Origin of the sequence: Streptomyces sp. NPDC006197 (assembly GCF_040613865.1) — a bacterium.
Taxonomy (GTDB): domain Bacteria; phylum Actinomycetota; class Actinomycetes; order Streptomycetales; family Streptomycetaceae; genus Streptomyces.
Map to the genome: position 1 here is coordinate 1 of NZ_JBEXSZ010000008.1, position 19,341 is coordinate 19,341.

The 19,341-nt window shown below is 73.7% G+C and carries 14 protein-coding genes; 12 read left to right on the forward strand and 2 right to left on the reverse strand.

Annotated elements, in window-relative coordinates; genetic code table 11:
• Positions 1-190: 190 nt before the first annotated feature.
• Positions 191-391 carry a hypothetical protein gene (locus ABZ318_RS03930; protein ID WP_185094539.1) on the reverse strand — a complete coding sequence of 67 codons (201 nt, stop codon included), beginning with the start codon at positions 389-391 and terminating at the stop codon, positions 191-193.
• A gap of 272 nt (positions 392-663) precedes the next feature.
• On the opposite strand from ABZ318_RS03930, the gene ABZ318_RS03935 reads away from it, so the two are divergent.
• Entirely contained in the window at positions 664-3,780 is a 3,117-nt protein-coding gene (locus tag ABZ318_RS03935) for a beta-N-acetylglucosaminidase domain-containing protein (protein WP_356900905.1), read from the forward strand.
• 34 nt (positions 3,781-3,814) lie between these two features.
• Here ABZ318_RS03935 and ABZ318_RS03940 read toward each other — a convergent pair whose 3' ends face one another.
• The gene (locus ABZ318_RS03940; RefSeq protein WP_190156696.1) at positions 3,815-4,378 is read right to left on the reverse strand and encodes an HNH endonuclease; all 564 of its coding nucleotides are present in this window, start codon (positions 4,376-4,378) and stop codon (positions 3,815-3,817) included.
• Between the two features lie 298 nt (positions 4,379-4,676).
• Between ABZ318_RS03940 and ABZ318_RS03945 the strand changes: the two genes are divergently transcribed.
• The 11 genes from ABZ318_RS03945 (at position 4,677) to ABZ318_RS03995 (ending at position 19,340) form a co-directional block, all read left to right on the forward strand.
• The gene (locus ABZ318_RS03945; protein ID WP_356900976.1) at positions 4,677-5,693 is read left to right on the forward strand and encodes a mechanosensitive ion channel family protein; all 1,017 of its coding nucleotides are present in this window, start codon (positions 4,677-4,679) and stop codon (positions 5,691-5,693) included.
• Between the two features lie 162 nt (positions 5,694-5,855).
• On the forward strand, positions 5,856-7,070 hold the full coding sequence (locus ABZ318_RS03950) for an ROK family transcriptional regulator (RefSeq protein WP_356900906.1): 1,215 nt from the start codon (positions 5,856-5,858) through the stop codon (positions 7,068-7,070).
• A 52-nt stretch (positions 7,071-7,122) separates the two neighbouring features.
• Positions 7,123-8,466: an ABC transporter substrate-binding protein gene (locus ABZ318_RS03955; RefSeq protein WP_356900907.1), complete on the forward strand. Its 1,344-nt coding sequence runs from the start codon at positions 7,123-7,125 to the stop codon at positions 8,464-8,466.
• A 6-nt stretch (positions 8,467-8,472) separates the two neighbouring features.
• On the forward strand, positions 8,473-9,414 hold the full coding sequence (locus ABZ318_RS03960) for a sugar ABC transporter permease (protein ID WP_356900908.1): 942 nt from the start codon (positions 8,473-8,475) through the stop codon (positions 9,412-9,414).
• 3 nt (positions 9,415-9,417) lie between these two features.
• On the forward strand, positions 9,418-10,314 hold the full coding sequence (locus tag ABZ318_RS03965) for a carbohydrate ABC transporter permease (protein WP_356900909.1): 897 nt from the start codon (positions 9,418-9,420) through the stop codon (positions 10,312-10,314).
• Between the two features lie 6 nt (positions 10,315-10,320).
• Entirely contained in the window at positions 10,321-11,586 is a 1,266-nt protein-coding gene (locus ABZ318_RS03970) for a 6-phospho-beta-glucosidase (protein WP_356900910.1), read from the forward strand.
• On the forward strand, positions 11,577-12,566 hold the full coding sequence (locus ABZ318_RS03975) for a BadF/BadG/BcrA/BcrD ATPase family protein (protein ID WP_356900911.1): 990 nt from the start codon (positions 11,577-11,579) through the stop codon (positions 12,564-12,566). The genes ABZ318_RS03970 and ABZ318_RS03975 overlap by 10 nt, the downstream gene beginning before the upstream one ends.
• A 429-nt stretch (positions 12,567-12,995) precedes the next feature.
• Entirely contained in the window at positions 12,996-14,285 is a 1,290-nt protein-coding gene (locus ABZ318_RS03980) for a hypothetical protein (protein WP_356900977.1), read from the forward strand.
• A 152-nt stretch (positions 14,286-14,437) separates the two neighbouring features.
• The gene (locus ABZ318_RS03985; RefSeq protein WP_356900978.1) at positions 14,438-15,397 is read left to right on the forward strand and encodes a glutamate ABC transporter substrate-binding protein; all 960 of its coding nucleotides are present in this window, start codon (positions 14,438-14,440) and stop codon (positions 15,395-15,397) included.
• A 56-nt stretch (positions 15,398-15,453) separates the two neighbouring features.
• Positions 15,454-16,749, forward strand: coding sequence for a hypothetical protein (locus ABZ318_RS03990; RefSeq protein WP_356900912.1), 1,296 nt, complete (start codon positions 15,454-15,456; stop codon positions 16,747-16,749).
• A gap of 59 nt (positions 16,750-16,808) precedes the next feature.
• On the forward strand, positions 16,809-19,340 hold the full coding sequence (locus ABZ318_RS03995; RefSeq protein ID WP_356900913.1) for a tetratricopeptide repeat protein: 2,532 nt from the start codon (positions 16,809-16,811) through the stop codon (positions 19,338-19,340).
• Position 19,341 lies beyond the last annotated feature (1 nt).

A 19,341-nucleotide genomic window follows, 5' to 3' on the forward strand; every position in this document is an offset into this window, starting at 1 on the left:
GCGGCTGCGGCTACGGCTGGGTCTCGGGGGCGGACTCGGAGGCGAGGCGGTCGGACGTGGACTGGAGATCGGCGTCCAGCTGGGAGAGGTCGGCGCCACGGTGGCGTCCGGCACGGGCACGGTGACGCCTTCTGACGGGCTGTGGGCGGTGGCGACGCCGTGACGGGCGGCGAGACGGGCCAGGGTCACTTCACACTCCGGGGGACTCCGGGCCGCCCGCGCTGCCGGGGGCGGTGGGTTCGCTGGTCAGGGGTGCCGCCACGGCCAGCGGCGGCTCGCTGGTGAGGGGGGAGGCGTCGGGCAGGGGCGGCTCGCTGGTCAGCGGTTCACCGGCTTGTGCCGACTGCTGGGGAACGCGTATCCGTCCGAGATGGCGGGCGGTCGTGGTCACGGGGGTCTCCCGGTTCGTCTCGACAGGTTTGACCTGGGCAATGACAGAGCCCTACCCAGCGCACCTCGTTTTACCGGCGGAACACGGCGAAATGACGTCACCTCGCCGACGGCTCGCCGGGCAAAGCCGACACATCGGCCACGCGCATTGACACCCTGTGCGACGGGTGGTGGGCTCGTGACCCACTCGTGACCAACCGGCGGAGTCGCCGGGGCCCGTCCTCCGGCCTGATCCGGAGGACGGGCCCTCCCCCGGCCGAAGGGAGACCACCCGTGCACCTCGGGCGCAGGAAGCGCACCGCGACGGCCGTCGCCGCCGCCGTCATCGGCGGCCTCCTCGGCGGCGCGGTGCCGGGCTCGGCGCAGGCGACCCCGACGGCCCCCGCGACCCCGACGACACCGGTGGCCCCCGTCTCCCCGGCCGCTCCCGCGGCTCCGTCGTCCCCGTCCCGCACGGCCCCCTCGACTCCTGCCGCTCCCGCCTCGCCCTCGGCCGGCGCCACCGGGTCGGCCCCGCCCGCCGTCTGGCCCCGGCCGCAGTCCCTGACCGCCGCCGGGTCCTCCGTACGCCTCGGGGACGAGGTGACGCTGCTCGCGGACGCCGACGCCGATCCGTACGCCCTCGCCGCCCTGCGCGAACTGCTGCGGGCAGCCGGGGTACGGACCGTCCACACCGGCCTGCCGGGCCGGGGTCCGGTCCTGCGGGCCGCCGGGCCCTCCGGCGAGGGCGCGGAGGAGGCCCTGACCGCCCTGCGCGTCCCCGAGCGGCTCGACCTCCCGCGCGGCGGCTACCGGCTCGCGACGGGCCGCTTCCGGGGGCGGGACACGGTCGTCCTGGACGGCGTCGGCGAGGACGGCCTGTTCCACGCCGTGCAGACGCTGCGTCAGCTCCTCGGCACCGGCCGGGAGGTCCCCGGCGTCGTCGTCCGCGACTGGCCCGGCACGGCCGAGCGCGGCATCACCGAAGGCTTCTACGGCCGTCCCTGGACCCTGGAACAGCGGCTCGCCCAGCTGGACTTCCTGGGCCGGACCAAGCAGAACCGCTATCTGTACGCGCCCGGGGACGACCCGTACCGCCAGGCGCAGTGGCGCGAGCCCTACCCGGCCGCGCAGCGGGGTGAGTTCCGCGCGCTCGCCGAGCGGGCCCGCGCGAACCACGTGACACTCGGCTGGGCCGTGGCGCCCGCCCAGTCCATGTGCCTGGCCTCGGACGGCGACGTGACGGCGCTGACGCGGAAGCTGGACGCGATGTGGGAGCTCGGGGTGCGCTCCTTCCAGCTCCAGTTCCAGGACGCCTCCTACGACGAGTGGCACTGCGACCGGGACGCCGACGCCTTCGGGCGCGGCCCGGAGGCCGCGGCCGCCGCCCACGCGCGCGTGGCGAACGCCGTCGCCCGGCGGCTTGCCGAGCGGCACCCGGGTGCCGAGCCGCTCACCGTGATGCCGACGGAGTACTACCAGGACGGCGCGAGCGCGTACCGGACGAAGCTCGCCGAGGCGCTCGACGCGGACGTGCGGGTGGCGTGGACGGGCGTCGGCGTCGTCCCGCGCACGATCACCGGCCGCGAACTGGCGGGTGCGCGCTCGGCCCTCGGCGACCACCCGCTGGTCACCATGGACAACTACCCGGTCAACGACTACGCCCAGGACCGGCTCTTCCTCGGCCCCGCCACGGGCCGCGAGCCCGCCGTGGCCGCCGGCTCCGCCGCCTTCCTCGCGCACGCCATGGAGCAGCCCGCGGCCTCCCGCGTCCCGCTCTTCACCACCGCCGACTACGCCTGGAACCCGAGGGGCTACCGGCCCCGGGAGTCCTGGCGGGCCGCGGTGGACGACCTGGCGGGGCCGGACCCGGCCGCCCGCGAGGCGCTGCGCGCGCTCGCCGGGAACGGCTCCTCGTCGATCCTCGACCCGTCGGGCGAGTCGGCCTATCTGAAGCCGCTCCTGGCCGCGTTCTGGGCGTCCCGCACGGGCACCGGCACGGCCGCGCGGGAGAAGGCGGCGCGCGAGCTGCGGGCCGCGTTCACCGTGATGCGCCGCGCCCCCGGAGGGCTCACGGCCGCGGCCGGCGGCACCCTCGACGACGAGACGGGCCCCTGGCTGGAGCAGCTCTCCCGGTACGGCCGGGCTGGCGAGACGGCGGTCGACATGCTCCTCGCCCAGGCGCGCGGCGACGGCGCGGCGGCCTGGCGGGCGCAACTGGACCTGGAAGGGCAGCGGAAGGAGCTGAAGGCGAGCCGGGTGACGGTCGGCTCGGGGGTCCTCGATCCGTTCCTCACGCGCGCGGTGGCGGAGTCCGCGGCCTGGACCGGCGCCGACCGGGCCCCGGCGGCCCGGGCCGACCGCATCCCCGGCTCGTACACCGTGCGGCTCGACCGGGCGCGGCCCGTGGAGGCCCTGACGGTCATGGCCGAGCCCGGCGGGGCCGGTGGCCGGGGGGACGCGCGCGTGGAGGCGTACGTCCCGGGCGAGGGCTGGCGTCCGCTCGGCCCGCTGTCGGCGTCCGGGTGGACGCAGACCGAGCTGAAGGGGCTGACGGCGGACGCGCTGCGGGTCGTGTGGAGCGGCGACGGTCCGGCGCCCGGGGTGCGCTCGCTGGTGCCGTGGTTCGCGGACGGGCCGCGGGCCGGTCTGGAACTCGCCCGGACCGAGACGGACGCGGAGATCGGCGGCCCGGCGCAGCGGGTGGACGTGGAGTTGACGGGACGGCGCGCGGGCGAGGTGCGCGGGGCGCTGACGGCGAAGGCCCCGAAGGGGATCGCGGTGCGGCTGCCGGCGCAGGCCGTGGTGGAGCGCGGCGCGCGGACGAGCGTCCCGCTGGAGGTGTCGGTGGCGGCGGGCGTGCCGGCCGGTTCGTACCGGGTACCGGTGTCCTTCGCGGGCGAGGAGCGGATCCTGACGGTGCGGGCCTTCCCCCGGACGGCGGGCCCGGACCTGGCGCGGGCGGCGACGGCCTCCTCCTCGGGCGACGAGACCCCGGACTTCCCGGCCTCCTCGGCGGTGGACGGCGACCCGGCGACCCGCTGGTCCTCGCCGGCGGAGGACGGCGCATGGTGGCAGCTGGAGCTGCCCGAGCCGGCCCGGATAGGGCAGGTGGTGCTGCACTGGCAGGACGCGTACGCCTCCCGCTACCGGGTCCAGGTCTCCGCCGACGGGCGGGTCTGGCGGACGGCGGCGACCGTCGCGGACGGCAGGGGCGGCCGGGAGTCTGTCCGGATGGACGCGGCGGACACCCGTTTCCTGCGGGTCCAGGGGGAGACGCGGGCGACCCGCTTCGGCTACTCGCTCTGGTCGGTGGAGACGTACGCGGTGGCCCCGCAGCAGGAGCCGAAGGCGTCCGAGGCGCCGGAGGCACCGTCCGGGGACACGCCGGAGGAGCGGCCCGCCCCCTGAGGGGCGTGCCGCTCCCGTACGCGAAAGGCCCGGCTCAACCCGTCGTCAGCGCCCTCACGGGGGCGTCTGCGACGGAGTCGATCCGGGCCATCACGTCCACGGCGCCGTACGGCTCCAGGTAAGGCAGCCAGCGGGGGTCCCGGTGGCCGGTCCCGATGATCCGCCAGGCCAGGCCGGTCGGCGGGGCGGGTTGGTGCCGCAGCCGCCAGCCCAGCTCGCGCAGGTGCCGGTCGGCCTTGACGTGGTTGCAGCGGCGGCAGGCCGCCACCACGTTCTCCCAGGCGTGCGTGCCCCCTCGGCTGCGCGGGATGACGTGGTCGACGCTGGTGGCGACGGCCCCGCAGTACGCGCAGCGCCCGCCGTCGCGCGCGAAGAGCGCTCTGCGGGTCAAGGGAACGGGCCCCCGGTAGGGGACCCGCACGAAGCGCTTCAGTCGCACCACGCTGGGAGCGGGGAGGACTTGGGACTCGCTGTGCAGGAAGGCGCCGGACTCCTCGAGGCAGAGGGCCTTGTTCTCCAGTACGAGGACGAGTGCGCGGCGGAGCGGTACGACGCCGAGCGGCTCGTACGACGCGTTGAGGACCAGGACGTGCGGCACGGATGCCTCCTATGACGCCGGCGGCGCGTGGCTCGCGCCGGGACGAACTGCTCTCAGTCTCTCCTCATGCCTGGTCGCGGCGCCACCACGTATCGGGATCGGGGTGGCGGCCCCGGGGTGTTCTCGACCACATCGGCATCTCTCCCTGGTATGTGCCCAGGTGAGGTCGGTCTCTCCCTCGAACAGGGCTACGGGACCACGCCCGACGCCCCGTTACTGTGGATGGCCTGCGTACGCGATGCCTGGAGGTTGTCCCGTGTCCTGGTCCGCCCTGGCGGCTGCCACCGAACCCGAACCGATGCCGGTGACCCTGGACGAGGCCGCGGAGCGGGCCACGAACGCGGCCAGCTGGGTGGAGGAGAACTGGTCCACCTGGCTGAACACCGGGCTGCGCATCCTGCTGATCCTGGTCGTCGCGCTGCTGCTCCGGATGGCCGTCCGGCGGGCCCTGACGAAGCTGATCGAGCGGATGAACCGCTCGGCGCAGGCGGTGGAGGGGACGACGCTCGGCGGTCTCCTGGTCAACACCGAGCGGCGGCGGCAGCGCTCGGAGGCGATCGGGTCGGTGCTCCGCTCGGTGGCGTCCTTCCTGATCCTGGGCACGGCCGCGCTGATGATCCTCGGCGCCTTCAAGATCGACCTGGCGCCGCTGCTCGCCTCGGCGGGTGTGGCCGGTGTGGCGATCGGTTTCGGCGCGCGGAACCTGGTGACGGACTTCCTGTCCGGCGTCTTCATGATCCTGGAGGACCAGTACGGCGTCGGGGACTCGGTCGACGCGGGCGTGGCCTCCGGCGAGGTCGTCGAGGTGGGTCTGCGGGTGACCAAGCTGCGCGGGGTGGACGGCGAGATCTGGTACGTGCGCAACGGCGAGATCAAGCGGATAGGGAACCTCAGCCAGGGCTGGGCGACGGCCGGTGTGGACGTCACCGTCCGGCCGACGGAGGACCTGGAGAAGGTGCGGGCCGTGATCGCCGAGGCGGGCGACGCCATGGCGAAGGAGGAACCCTGGAACGAGCGCCTGTGGGGTCCGGTGGAGGTGCTCGGTCTGAGCGAGGTGCTGCTCGACTCGATGACGGTCCGGGTCTCGGTGAAGACGATGCCGGGCAAGAAGCTGGGCGTGGAGCGCGAGCTGCGCTGGCGCATCAAGCGGGGTCTGGACGAGGCCGGCGTCCGGATCGTGGGCGGGGTCCCGGCGCAGCCCGAGGAGCCGGCGGCCGATCCGACGGCCGGGATGGCGGCTCCGTCGGTGTTCGCCTCGACGACCTCACCGCAGTCGACGGCGGCGACCCCGCTGCCGAAGGACCTCTCGAAGTAGCCCTTCGCCTCTTCGCGCCCCCGCGGGTAACGCTTCGGTTGCCTTCGGGGGCGTGTCGCGTTCCCGGGTATTGACGCCCCCGTGACGACCGCCTTACCTTCCTCCCAACCGAATAGGAAACTTTCCTAACAGTATGGCTCAGGCAGGAGCAGGTGGATCATCATGGCCGGTACGCCCCCCGGAACCCCCGGCACACCGCGCGTCCTGCGGGCCATGAACGACCGCGCCGCCCTGGACCTGCTCCTGGAGCACGGCCCCCTCTCGCGGACCCGGATCGGCAAGCTCACCGGCCTGTCCAAGCCGACCGCCTCCCAGCTGCTCGCCCGCCTCGAAGCGGCCGGTCTCGTCGTCGCCACCGGCACCACCGAGGGCCGGCCCGGACCGAACGCCCAGCTCTACGCGGTCAACGCGCGGGCCGCGTACGCCGCCGGACTCGACGTCGACCAGCACCGCATCCACGCCGCCGTCGCCGACGTCACGGGCGAGATCGTCGGCGAGTACGAGCTCCGCACCCCCGGCCGCTCCGCCTCCGGCGTCGTCCGCCAGGTCACCGAGGCCCTCGCCGGGGCCGTCGAGGCGGCCGGCATCGCCCGCGAGGACGTGCGGCGCCTGGTCATCGGCACCCCCGGCGCCTTCGACCCGGCCACCGGACGCCTGCGGTACGCCTCCCACCTGCCCGGCTGGCACTCCCCCACCCTCCTGGAGGAGCTGGCCGCCGCCCTCCCCATGCCGTTCGAGTACGAGAACGACGTCAACCTCGTCGCCGTCGCCGAGCAGCGCCTCGGCGCCGCCCGGGGCCACACCGACTTCGCCCTGCTGTGGAACGAGGGCGGGCTCGGCGCCGCCCTCGTCCTCGGCGGGCGGCTGCACCGCGGCTTCACCGGGGGCGCCGGCGAGCTCGGCTTCATGCCCGTGCCCGGCACCCCGCTCGTCCGGCAGGTCACCAAGGCCAACTCCGGCGGCTTCCAGGAGCTCGCGGGCATCCAGGCCGTGCCCCGGATCGCCCGCGCCGCCGGGATCGAGACGCCCGACCACCCCTTCGTGCCGGTGGTGTCCGGGCTGCTGTCCCGGGCCGCCGAGACCCACGAGGACGACCCCCGGTACGCGGAGCTGCTCGACCGCTACGCCGAACGCCTCGCCACCGGACTCGCCTCCCTCGTCGCCGTCCTCGACCCCGAACTGATCGTGCTCTCCGGAGACGCCCTCGTCACCGGCGGCGAACCCCTCCGCGCGCGCGTGCAGTCCGAACTCGCCGACCTCGCCCCTTCCCGGCCGCGGCTCGTGCTCTCCGCCGTACGCCGGAACCCCGTGCTGCGCGGCGCCCTCGAAAGCGCCCTCGCCACCACGCGCGACGAGGTCTTCGACACCTCGCGCTGACCGTCCCCGTCCCTCCGCCAAGTCCGCAACCCGTCCCCAGGGAGACCCCGCCATGCCCGTACGTCCGCGCAGAGCCGCCGCCGCGCTCGCCGCCACCACCTCGATCGCCCTCTTCGCCTCCGCCTGTACCGGCTCCGCGGACAACGCGGCCGCCGACGACCCGAACGCGCAGACGACGATCACGTTCTGGCACGGCTGGTCGGCGCCCGCCGAGGTCAAGGCGATCGAGGACAACGTCGCCCGCTTCGAGAAGGCCCACCCGAACATCAAGGTGAAGCTCGTCGGCGACATCAACGACGAGAAGCTCGGCCAGGCGCTGCGCGCGGGCGGCTCGAACGGACCGGACGTCGTGTCCTCGTTCACCACCTCCAACGTCGGCAAGTTCTGCTCCTCGGGCGCGCTCGCCGACCTGGCCCCCTTCATAGCGAAGTCGAAGCTGGACCTGGACAAGACCTTCCCGAAGGTCCTCCAGGAGTACACCCAGTTCGAGGGCAAGCGGTGCGCGATGCCGCTGCTCTCCGACGCGTACGGCCTCTACTACAACAAGGACGCCTTCAGGAAGGCCGGTCTCGACCCCGAGGCCCCGCCGAAGACCTGGTCCCAGTTCGCCGAGGTCGCCAAGAAGCTCACCGAGCACAAGGGCGACTCCTACGAGCAGCTCGGCTTCATGCCGAACTACCTCGGCTACGAGACCGTCGTCGAGCACTACATGTCGCAGTGGGACCACGCGTACTTCGACAAGGACGGCAAGTCGAACGTCGCCAAGGACCCGGCCTTCGCCGAGATGATGACGTACCAGAAGTCCCTGGTGGACTCCCTCGGCGGCTTCGAGAAGCTCGACAAGTACCGCACCACCTTCGGTGACGAGTGGGGCGCCAAGCACCCCTTCCAGACCGGCCAGGTCGCCATGCAGCTGGACGGCGAGTGGCGGCTGAACTTCATCAAGGACGCCAAGGTGAAGTTCGACGTCGGCGTCGCGCCGCTGCCCGTCGCGGACGACGAGGTCGCCGAGTACGGCAAGGGCTACCTCTCCGGCACGATCATGGGCATCGCGCCGCAGAGCAAGAAGCAGAACGCGGCCTGGGAGCTGGTCAAGTACATGACCACGGACACCGACGCCGTGGTGGGCTTCGCGAACGCCATCGGGAACGTGCCCTCCACCTTCGAGGCGCTGAAGTCCCCGAACCTGAAGTTCGACGACCGCTTCAAGACCTTCCTGGACATCGCCCGGCACCCGCAGTCCACCACCCCGGACGGCGCCGTGAACGGCCCCGCCTACCAGGAGACCCTCTCCGCCCTCGCCCACAAGTACGAGAGCGGAAAGATCACGGACCTCAAGAAGGGCCTCGCGGACGCCGCCGCCCAGATCGACCGCGACATCGCCGCCGCGAAGTAACCCGTCATGACCACGTACACGCTCCGCGCGAAGCGACGGCGCAACGCGCTGCGCGCCGCCCTGTTCATGTCGCCCTGGCTGATCGGATTCGGCTTCTTCTTCGCCTATCCGCTGGTCTCCACGGTGTACTTCTCGTTCATGCGCTACGACGGCCTCAACCCGCCGACCTGGCGCGGCCTGGAGAACTGGGCGTACGTCTTCTCCGACCTGCCGAAGTTCTGGCCGGCGATGCAGAACACCCTCTGGCTGGCGGTCGTCATGGTGACCTGCCGGGTCGTCTTCGGCCTCGGCGTCGGCATGCTGATCACCAAGATCAAGCAGGGCGCCGGGATCTACCGCACCCTCTTCTACCTGCCGTACCTGGCGCCGCCGGTGGCCGCCACGCTCGCCTTCGTCTTCCTGCTCAACCCCGGCACCGGCCCGGTCAACTCGTTCCTGGAGGCGGTCGGCATCCCCGCCCCCTCCTGGTTCAACGACGCGGACTGGGCCAAGCCGGCCCTCACGGTCCTCGCCGTGTGGGGCGTCGGCGACCTCATGGTCATCTTCATGGCCGCCCTGCTCGACGTGCCGAAGGAGCAGTACGAGGCCGCCGAGCTGGACGGCGCGTCCCCCTGGCAGCGGTTCCGGTACGTCACGCTGCCGAACATCTCGCCGATCGTGCTCTTCGCGGTCGTGACCGGGGTCATCGGCGCGATGCAGTACTACACCCAGCCGATCGTGGCCGCCAAGATCGCCTCCGGGGTGATGGGCGGCTCCGGCGCCGCCTTCCAGCCCGGCTACCCGGACGACTCCACGCTGACCCTTCCGCAGCTGGTCTACAGCCTCGGCTTCAGCCAGTTCAACTACGGCGCGGCCTGCGTGGTGGCGCTCGTGCTCTTCGCCTTCTCCATGGCCTTCACCGCGCTGCTGATGCGCCGGCGCGGCGGCCTGATCGGCTCGGGTGACTGAACCATGACGACCGCAACCGCAACCGCCACCGCCTCCGCCCGGACGGCGTCGAGCCCCGCCGAGAAGCGGGCCCGCCGCAAGGCGTTGCTGCACTGGATCGCCGTGCACTCGCTCGGCATCGCCGCCGCCCTGTTCTTCGTCCTCCCGTTCGTCTTCGTCTTCCTGACCTCCCTGATGGGCGACGAGCAGGCGCTCACCCGGGACCTGACGCCGAACTCCTGGCACTGGGACAACTACGTCCGGGTCTTCGAGACGGACGGCTTCCTGACCTGGTGGAGGAACTCCCTGCTGTACGCGGGACTCGGCACCGTCCTCGTCGTGGCGTCCTCGGTCCCCGTGGCGTACGCACTCGCGAAGTTCCGCTTCCGGGGCCGGCACCTGTCACTGCTGCTCGTCATCGCCATGATGATGCTGCCGCCGCAGGTCGTGATCATCCCCATGTACCTGTTCTGGGCGAAGCAGATGGACCTCTCCGGCACGCTGTGGCCACTGATCATCCCGATGGCGTTCGGCGACGCCTTCGCCGTGTTCCTGCTGCGCCAGTTCCTGCTGACCATCCCGAACGAGTACGTCGAGGCCGCCCGGATCGACGGCTGCGGCGAACTGCGCACCCTGGTGCGGGTCGTGCTCCCGATGGCGAAGCCCGGCATCGCCGCCGTCGCCCTCTTCCAGTTCTTCTACTGCTGGAACGACTACTTCGGGCCGCAGATCTACGCCTCCGAGAACACGGCCGCCTGGACGCTCAGTTACGGCCTGGAGTCCTTCAAGGGGGCGCACCACACCGACTGGAATCTGACCATGGCCGCGACCGTCCTGGTCATGGCCCCCGTGATCCTCGTGTTCTTCTTCGCGCAGAAGGCGTTCGTCGAGGGAGTCACACTGACCGGAGTGAAGGGCTGATACGAGATGAAGCTCGCTGTCGTGGGGGGCGGGTCCACCTACACCCCCGAACTGATCGACGGATTCGCGCGCCTGCGCGACACCCTGCCCATCACCGAACTCGTCCTCGTCGACCCCGCCGCCGAGCGCCTGGAGCTCGTCGGCGGCCTGGCCCGGCGGATCTTCGCCAAGCAGGACCACGACGGCAAGGTCGTCACCACGGGCGACCTCGACGTCGGGGTCGAGGGCGCCGACGCCGTCCTGCTCCAGCTGCGGGTCGGCGGACAGGCCGCCCGCGAGCAGGACGAGACCTGGCCGCTGGAGTGCGGCTGCGTCGGCCAGGAGACCACCGGCGCCGGCGGTCTCGCCAAGGCGCTGCGCACGGTCCCGGTCGTCCTGGACATCGCCGAACGGGTCCGGCGCGCCAACCCGGACGCCTGGATCATCGACTTCACCAACCCCGTCGGCATCGTCACGCGCGCGCTGCTCCGGGCCGGGCACAAGGCCGTCGGCCTGTGCAACGTGGCCATCGGCTTCCAGCGGAAGTTCGCGGGGCTCCTCGGCGTGGCCCCGTCCGAGGTCCACCTCGACCACGTCGGGCTCAACCACCTGACCTGGGAGCGGGCGGTACGGCTCGGGGGCCCCGAGGGCGAGGACGTGCTGCCCCGGCTGCTCGCCGCGCACGGCGACGCGATCGCCGGGGACCTCCGCCTGCCGCGCCCGGTCCTGGACCGGCTCGGCGTCGTCCCCTCGTACTACCTGCGGTACTTCTACGCGCACGACGAGGTGGTGCGGGAGCTCGGCACGAAGCCCTCGCGGGCCGCCGAGGTCGCGGCGATGGAGCGGGAGCTCCTGGAGATGTACGGGGACCCGGCGCTCGACGAGAAGCCGGCGCTGCTCGCCGAGCGGGGCGGCGCCTTCTACTCGGAGGCGGCCGTGGACCTGGCGGCCGCCCTGCTGGGCGGCGGGGGCTCGCCGTACCAGGTGGTGAACACGTACAACAACGGCACGCTGCCGTTCCTGCCGGACGACGCCGTGATCGAGACGCAGGCGGCGGTCGGCGCGCACGGTGCCACGCCGCTGCCGGTCGCGCCGGTGGACCCGCTGTACGCCGGTCTGATCGCGAACGTGACGGCCTACGAGGACCTGGCTCTGGAGGCGGCGCTGCGCGGCGGCCGTGACCGGGTCTTCAAGGCGCTGCTCGCGCACCCGCTGGTCGGGCAGTACGCGTACGCCGACGGGCTCACCGACCGGCTGATCGCGCACAACCGGGAGCACCTCGCGTGGGCGTGAACCTGGACGGCGTGCTCCTCGCGATCGACGCGGGGAACAGCAAGACCGACGTCGCGGTGGTCTCCCGGGGCGGGACGGTCCTGGGGTCGGCGCGCGGCGGCGGGTTCCAGCCCCCCGTGGTGGGGGTGGGGACGGCGGTCGACGGGCTCGTGGAGATCGTCGGGCGGGCGTGGGCGGAGGCCGGCGGTGCCGGGCTCTCCCCCGCGTTCGCGCACGTCGCGGCCTGTCTCGCCAATGCCGACCTGCCCGTCGAGGAGGCCGCGCTCCGGGCCGAGCTGCTCGGCCGGGGCCTGAGCCGGTCCGTACGGGTCCACAACGACACCTTCGCCATCCTGCGGGCCGGGCTCGACGAGCCGCGGGGCGTGGCCGTGGTGTGCGGGGCGGGGATCAACTGCGTCGGGATGACCCCGGACGGGCGGACCGCGCGCTTCCCCGCGATCGGGAAGATCTCCGGGGACTGGGGCGGGGGCGGCGGGCTGGCCGACGAGGCGCTGTGGTGCGCGGCGCGCGCCGAGGACGGGCGCGGGCTGCCCACCGCCCTCGCCGACGCGCTGCCCGCGCACTTCGGCCTGGAGTCGATGTACGCCCTGATCGAGGCGCTGCACCTGGGCGGGATCCCGATGGCGCGGCGGCACGAGCTGACGCCGGTGCTGTTCGCGGTCGCGGCCGGGGGCGATCCGGTGGCGCTGTCGCTCGTGCACCGGCTGGCCGAGGAGGTCGTCGCCATGTCGACGGTCGCGCTGCGCCGGCTCGGGCTCGACCGCGAGGAGGCGCCGGTGATGCTGGGCGGCAGTGTGCTCGCCGCGCGTCACCCGCAGCTGGAGGAGCGGATCCGCGAACTCCTCGCGGTGCGGGCGCCGAAGGCGGTGATCGGCTTCGTGACCGCGCCGCCGGTCCTCGGTGCGGGCCTCCTCGCCCTGGACGAGGTGGCGGCGGGCCCGGTGGCGAAGGCCCGGCTGCGGGAGCGGTACGAGGGCTGAACGCGGTGGGTGCGGGGCGTCTCGTCGTGCGCGACGGGGCGCCCCGCACGCATGTTCACCTGTTCGAGTGATGGCCGATACGGAACCGATCCGGGCCGGGCCACGTATTCAGAGTGAGGGGCTCGCCCGCTGATGCGTGGGAGGCATGGGGCACGATAGGCACAAGATCCAGTCAATCCCGGTGTGCGGACGGTCCCCTGAGGCCATACTGCTGGCCGGGTGGTCCACCACCGGAACCGGACTCACCGGCCGGCCGGAGGGACCGACGTCAGCGACCGAGGGGGAGGTCAAGTGACACACCCGCCGAACGCGCCCGCCGCCTCGGCGGCGCGGGGCACGGCTCAGGCGCCCGCGCGCCCCGCCGGCCTGCCCGCGCAGCCGTCGCCCGCGCCCGTCGCCGCCCCGCCCGCGGGGCGCGGCGCCTGGGCCGTGGGACGGGAGCGGCTGCGGGAGGCCGCGACCACCGAGCCCGGCCGCCTCCAGATCCTCGGGGCCGTACTGGCGCTGCTCGTCGTCGCGTTCGGAGCCGTCACCGCCCTGGAGGTCACCGGCCGGACCTCCGCCGCCGACGACGTCGTCAGCCGCAGCCAGCCCCTGAGCGCCGACGCGGCCGCCATCTACCGCTCCCTCGCCGACGCCGACACCACCGCCGCCAGCGGATTCCTGGCGGGCACCCTGGAGCCCGCGGAGTCCCGCGCGCGCTACACCCGGGACATCACCACCGCCTCCCGGCTGCTCGTCAAGGCCGCGGCGAACACGGACGGTTCGTCCGCCTCGGCCCGCGAGATCGCCACCCTCAACGAGCAGCTCCCCCGCTACACGGGCCTGATCGAGCGCGCCCGGGCCGCCAACCGGCAGGGCCTGCCGCTCGGTGGCGCCTATCTGCGGTACGCCAACCAGCAGATGACCAGCGCGCTGCTGCCGGCCGCCGAGCGGCTGTACGCGGCGGAGACCGCGCGGCTGCACCGCGACGACGACTCGGCCCGCGCCTGGCCGTTCCTGTCGCTCGCGCTCGGCCTGCTCGCCCTCGGCGTCCTCTTCTGGGCCCAGCGCCGCAACTACGCCCGCACCAACCGGGTCTTCAACCACGGGCTGCTCGCCGCCACCGCCGCCACCGCGGTCGTCCTGCTGTGGCTCCTCGCCGCGCACACCGTGACGCGGACCGAGCTGAACAGCGCGCGGGCGCACGGGCAGGAGTCCCTCCAGGTCCTCAACACGGCCCGGATCAGCTCGCTCACCGCCCGCGCCAACGAGAACCTGACCCTGGTCGCCCGGGGCGCCGTCCTCACCGAGGACGGCAAGAACGACAAGTACGAGGCGGACTACACGGCGAGCATGAGCGCCCTGACGACGGCGCTCGGCGCGGCGCGCGAGCTCGCCGACGACGACGCCGGGCGCGCCCCGGTGGACGACTCGGCCGCGCGCGCGGCGGACTGGCGCGAGCGCCACAAGGACGCCCGAGCGAAGGACGAGGCCGGCGACTACGAGGGCGCCCTCGACCGGGTCGTCGGCGCCAAGGGGTCCACGGGCCAGTCCTTCGACCAGGTCGACGCGGCCCTGGAGCGGGCCCTCGCGCACGAGCAGGCCGAGTTCACCCGCTCCGCCGGAGCCGCCAGGGACGCCCTGACCGCACTGCCCCTGGGCGCGGCGGCCCTCGGGATCCTGGGTGCGGCGGGGGCCGTGCTCGGCATCAACCGCAGACTGTCGGAGTACCGGTGAGAGGGGGCGGGATGCCGAACGGCACGGACCCGCTGGTGCGGCGGACGGCGAGCGGCGCGGACCCGCTCGTGCCGCGGACGACGGCGGGCGGCGCGGACCCGCTGGTGCGGCGGGCCGCCAGGCGGCTGCGGGGCTGGGGCGGGGTGGCCACCATGGCCCTGGCCTGCGGGCTCACCGCCTCGCTGACCCTGCTGCCCCTCACGCACGACGGGAGCGACGCGGCGGCCGCGCCCCGGACGCCCGGCTCCGGCGTGGGCACCGGCGTCCAGGTCAAGGCCGACACCTGCGAGCACCCCGAGGCCTCCCTCACGCCCTCGTCGGCGGACGGCCCGTCGGTCCGGGCGATCAAGGATCGAGGGAAGCTGATCGTCGGCGTCGACCAGTCCAGCTACCGCTGGGGCTACCGGAACCCGGAGAAGGGCGTCCTGGAGGGCTTCGACATCGACCTGGCCCGGGCCATCGCCAAGGACCTCCTCGGCGACCCGAAGGCGATCATCTTCCGCACGATCCCGACCAACCAGCGGATCGCCGCACTCAACAGCGGCAAGGTCGACCTCGTCGTGCGCACCATGACGATCAACTGCAAGCGGATCGAGCAGGTCGCCTTCTCCACCGCCTACTTCCAGGCCGGCCAGCAGGTCCTGGCGCCCAAGCTCGACAAGGGCATCACCGGCTACGACTCCTCGCTTCGCGGCAAGCGGATCTGCACGGCCGAGGGCTCCACGGCCTACGACGCCCTGGCGGAGAACTCCTTCGGCGCGGTCTTCAAGGACGAGGCCGACGGCACCAAGGACGACAAGGACCTGCTGACCGTCCCCAACCAGCTGGACTGCCTGGCCCGGCTCCAGATGGGCGAGGTCGACGCCGTCGTCACCGACAACGCCCTCGCGGCCGGCCAGGCCGCGCAGGACCCGGCGGTCGAGCTCAAGGGCCGGCCGTTCACCGAGGAGTACTACGGGGTGGCGGCCAAGCTGGGCAACGACGACCTGGTGCGCCGGGTCAACCAGGTCCTGGTGGGCTACCGGCAGGGCCCCTGGCAGAAGGCGTACCAGGAGTGGCTGGCCAAGGACCTCCCCGGGATACCCGGGCCACCCGCTCCGTTGTACAAGTAGCGGCCTTGTCCGCGCCCCGACGAGCAACCCTGTACACGAAGCGGAAGAGGTGACCGATGGGCGTCACGGGACCCCCCGGGCCGGTGATGGACCGGGACGAGGTGGACCGTGCGCTGGCGCGGCTCGGCGCCGAGCACAAGGCGATCGAAGACTCGCTCCTCGCGCTCCAGGACCACGCGGGCCGCAGGCTGCTCGAAGGGGCCGAGCTGACCGGGACGACCCGGGACCGGTGGGCGGCCGCCGAGCGGACCATCACCCTGCTCTGGACCTGCTTCGACGTGTACACCGGCGCCCTGCGGGACGCCCGTGAGGTGCGCGCGAGGCGCCGCTGGCCCGGCCGGGACGAGCTCGTGGAGCTGACCGACCGGCTGCGCGGCGACACCGTGCTCGTCCCGGGCGGGGCCGCCGAGGGCGCCCTGCTCACCGAGCGGTTCAGCCTGGAGGGGCTGGTCCGGCGGATGAACGAGCTGTACGCCTCCTCGCTCGACCTGGTCGTCACCGCCGACGCCGTCTGGTCGGCGCTGCCCGCCCGGATAGACCTGCTCGCCGCCGAGCTGGGCCGGACGCGTTCGCTGGCGCACTCGGTCGGCGTGCGGCCCGGGGAACACCCGGCGGGGGACGAGCTGGAGGCGATCACGGCCGAGCTGACCGCGCTGCGCTCCCAGGTCGTGACCGACCCGCTGGCGTTTTGGCGCCCGGCGGCCGGGAGTTCGGCGCCGGGCGGCGGAAGGCCCGACACCGAGCGGTACGACCGGGCCGCCCTGGCCCTGGAGGACGTCCGGCGCGAGATCGAGGCGGTCCTCGCGGTCCGGCAGGACTCCGAGGACCGGCTGCTCCGGCTGCGGAACGTGCTCTCGCGGGCGGACCGGACGCTCGCCGAGGCGCGGTCGGCGCGCGGCGAGGTCCTCGCGAAGATCGCCGCCTCCGAGGTGCCGGCCGTCAGCGGGCCGCCGATCGTGCTCCAGGAGCGGCTCGCGGCCGCCGCCGAGTACCGCCGGCGCGCCCAGTGGCACCGGCTCTCCCCGCTCCTGGAGTCCCTGGAGCGGGAGGCGGAGGACGAACTGCTGCGGGCCCGCGAGCAGTTGACGGCGGTCACGGCGCCGCTGGCGGTCCGGGCCGAGCTGCGCGGCCGGCTCGACGCGTACAAGGCGAAGGTGGCGCGGCTCGGTGCGGCGGAGGATCCGCTGCTCGTCGAGCGGTACGACGCGGCGCGCCGGATGCTGTGGAGCGCGCCCTGCGATCTGCGGGTCGCGGAGCAGGCAGTGCTGCGCTACCAGCAGGCGGCGGCGGACGTGCTGTCCGGACCGAGGGACACGAGGGACGCGGGAGACGCGGGAGGACGACAGTGGTGAGCGGGGAGACGGGTGTGGGGAGCTGTCAGCGTCCTTCGTGCGAGGGTTCGTACGAGGACATGGGAGGCGGCGAGCTGTACTGCGACACCTGCGGGCTCGCCCCGGTCGTCGCGCCCGGGGGGCTGATCGGGTCGACGCCGACGGGGATGGCCGTGCCCGGCAAGGGAGCGGGCGGCCTCGGCGGGCCGGACTCCGGCTCCTCGCGGAGCGGTTCGCGGGCCTCTTCGCGTGCCTCGTCCCGGTCCTCGACCTCGCGCCGGTCGGTCTCCGGCCGGCTCTCGCGCTCGCTCTCCGGCGCCTCCACGGGCCGCTCGGTGTCGGTGCGCAGCTCGGGCTCGTCGACCGGGCAGTCCGCCCGGAACCGGCTGGGCGCGGGCCTGGTGACGATCCCCGAGGTGCCGCGCCCCGACCCGCGGGCGGCGGTGATGGAGAACGCCGAGGTCCCCGAGCGGAAGCGTTTCTGCTCCCGTTCGGACTGCGGGGCCCCGGTGGGCCGCGCGCGGGGCGACCGGCCGGGCCGCACGGAGGGCTTCTGCACCAAGTGCGGGCACCCGTACTCCTTCGTGCCGAAGCTGCGCGCCGGCGACATCGTCCACGGCCAGTACGAGGTGGCGGGCTGCCTCGCGCACGGCGGGCTCGGCTGGATCTACCTCGCGGTCGACCGGGCCGTCTCCGACCGGTGGGTGGTCCTCAAGGGCCTGCTCGACACCGGCGACCAGGACGCCATGGCCGCGGCGATCTCCGAGCGCCGCTTCCTCGCCGAGATCGAGCACTCCAACATCGTCCGCATCTACAACTTCGTCGAGCACCTCGACCAGCGCACCGGCTCCCTGGACGGCTACATCGTCATGGAGTACGTCGGCGGCAAGTCGCTCAAGGAGATCGCCAACGACCGGCGCACGCCCGACGGCCGGCGCGACCCGCTGCCGGTGGAGCAGGCCTGCGCGTACGGGATCGAGGCCCTGGAGGCGCTCGGACACCTGCACAGCAGGAACCTGCTGTACTGCGACTTCAAGGTCGACAACGCCATCCAGTCCGAGGACCAGCTGAAGCTCATCGACATGGGCGCGGTCCGGCGGATGGACGACGACGAGTCCGCGATCTACGGCACGGTCGGCTACCAGGCGCCGGAGGTGGCCGAGGTCGGCCCGTCGGTGGCGAGCGACCTGTACACGGTGGCGCGCACGCTCGCCGTGATGACCTTCGACTTCCAGGGCTACACGAACGTCTTCGTGGACTCGCTGCCCGACCCGGAGCACATCGAGGTCTTCCGGACGTACGAGTCGTACTACCGCTTCCTGGTCCGCGCCACCGACCCGGACCCGGCCCGCCGGTTCGCCTCCGCGCAGGAGATGGCGGAGCAGCTGACGGGCGTGCTGCGCGAGGTCGTGGCGCTCCAGTCGGGCCGGCCGCGGCCGGCGCTCTCGACGCTCTTCGGCACGGAGGTGCGGGTCACGGACACCACGCTGTTCGCCGAACTGACGGAGGACGTGTCGCTGCTGGGGGCCCGCCGGGGCCGCAAGCGGCGCGGGGCGGCCGCGGCGGGCTCGCTGCCGGCCGGTGCGGTTCCTGGACAGGCGCCGGTCGCCGTACCCGGGGCCGTCCCCGGGCAGGCGCCGGGTGCCGGGGCGCACGCGCTCCCCGGTCCCGGGCTCGGAGGGCTGCTCGCGCCGCTCGACGCGCCCGCCACCGCGCTCGCGCTGCCCGTGCCGCGCGTCGACACGAGCGACCCCAACGCCGGCTTCCTCGCCGGTCTCGCGGCCGCCGCCCCGGGCGAGCTGCTCGGGGCGCTCCAGGGCGCGCCCGCCCCCTCCACCGAGCTGCGACTGCGCACCCTGCGGGCCCAGTTGGAGCTGGGCGACCTGCCCGCCGCCGCGCGGACCCTCGCCGGTCTGGAGGAGCGGGACCCGGACGACTGGCGGGTGGTCTGGTACCGGGGCGTCGCCTCCCTGGTGACCGGTGACCACGAGCACGCGGCGCTGGCCTTCGACGCGGTCTACGACGCCTTCCCGGGCGAGCCGGCGCCGAAGCTGGCCCTCGGGATCTGCGCCGAGGTCCTCGGCCAGCTGGACAACGCCGCCGAGTACTACCGCCTGGTGTGGGCCACGGACCCCAGCTTCGTCAGCGCGGCCTTCGGGCTCGCCCGGGTGCGGCTCGCGGCCGGCGACCGCGGCGGAGCCGTACAGGCCCTGGAATCCGTACCGGAGGCGTCGATCCACTACACGGCGGCGCGGGTCGCGGCCGTGCGGGCGCGGCTGCGGCGGCGCCCGGCGCACGAGCCGCTCGGCGCCGATCTCACGGCGGCCGCGGCGCAGGTCTCCGCGCTCCAGGGCTTCGGTCTGGACGCGGTGCGCCGGGAGCGGTTGTCGACGGAGGTCCTCGGGATGGCCCTCGACTGGGTACTCTCCGGGAGTCCCGGTGCGGCACCGGGCGGCGGCGCGCTGCTGCTCGGAAGTGAACTGGACGAGCGCGGACTGCGCTTCGGCCTCGAACGCTCGTACCGGGTGCTGGCCCGGCTCGCCCAGCGGGGCGAGGAGAGGATCGAACTGGTGGAGCGGGCCAACCGCTTCCGCCCCAGGACGTGGGTGTGAG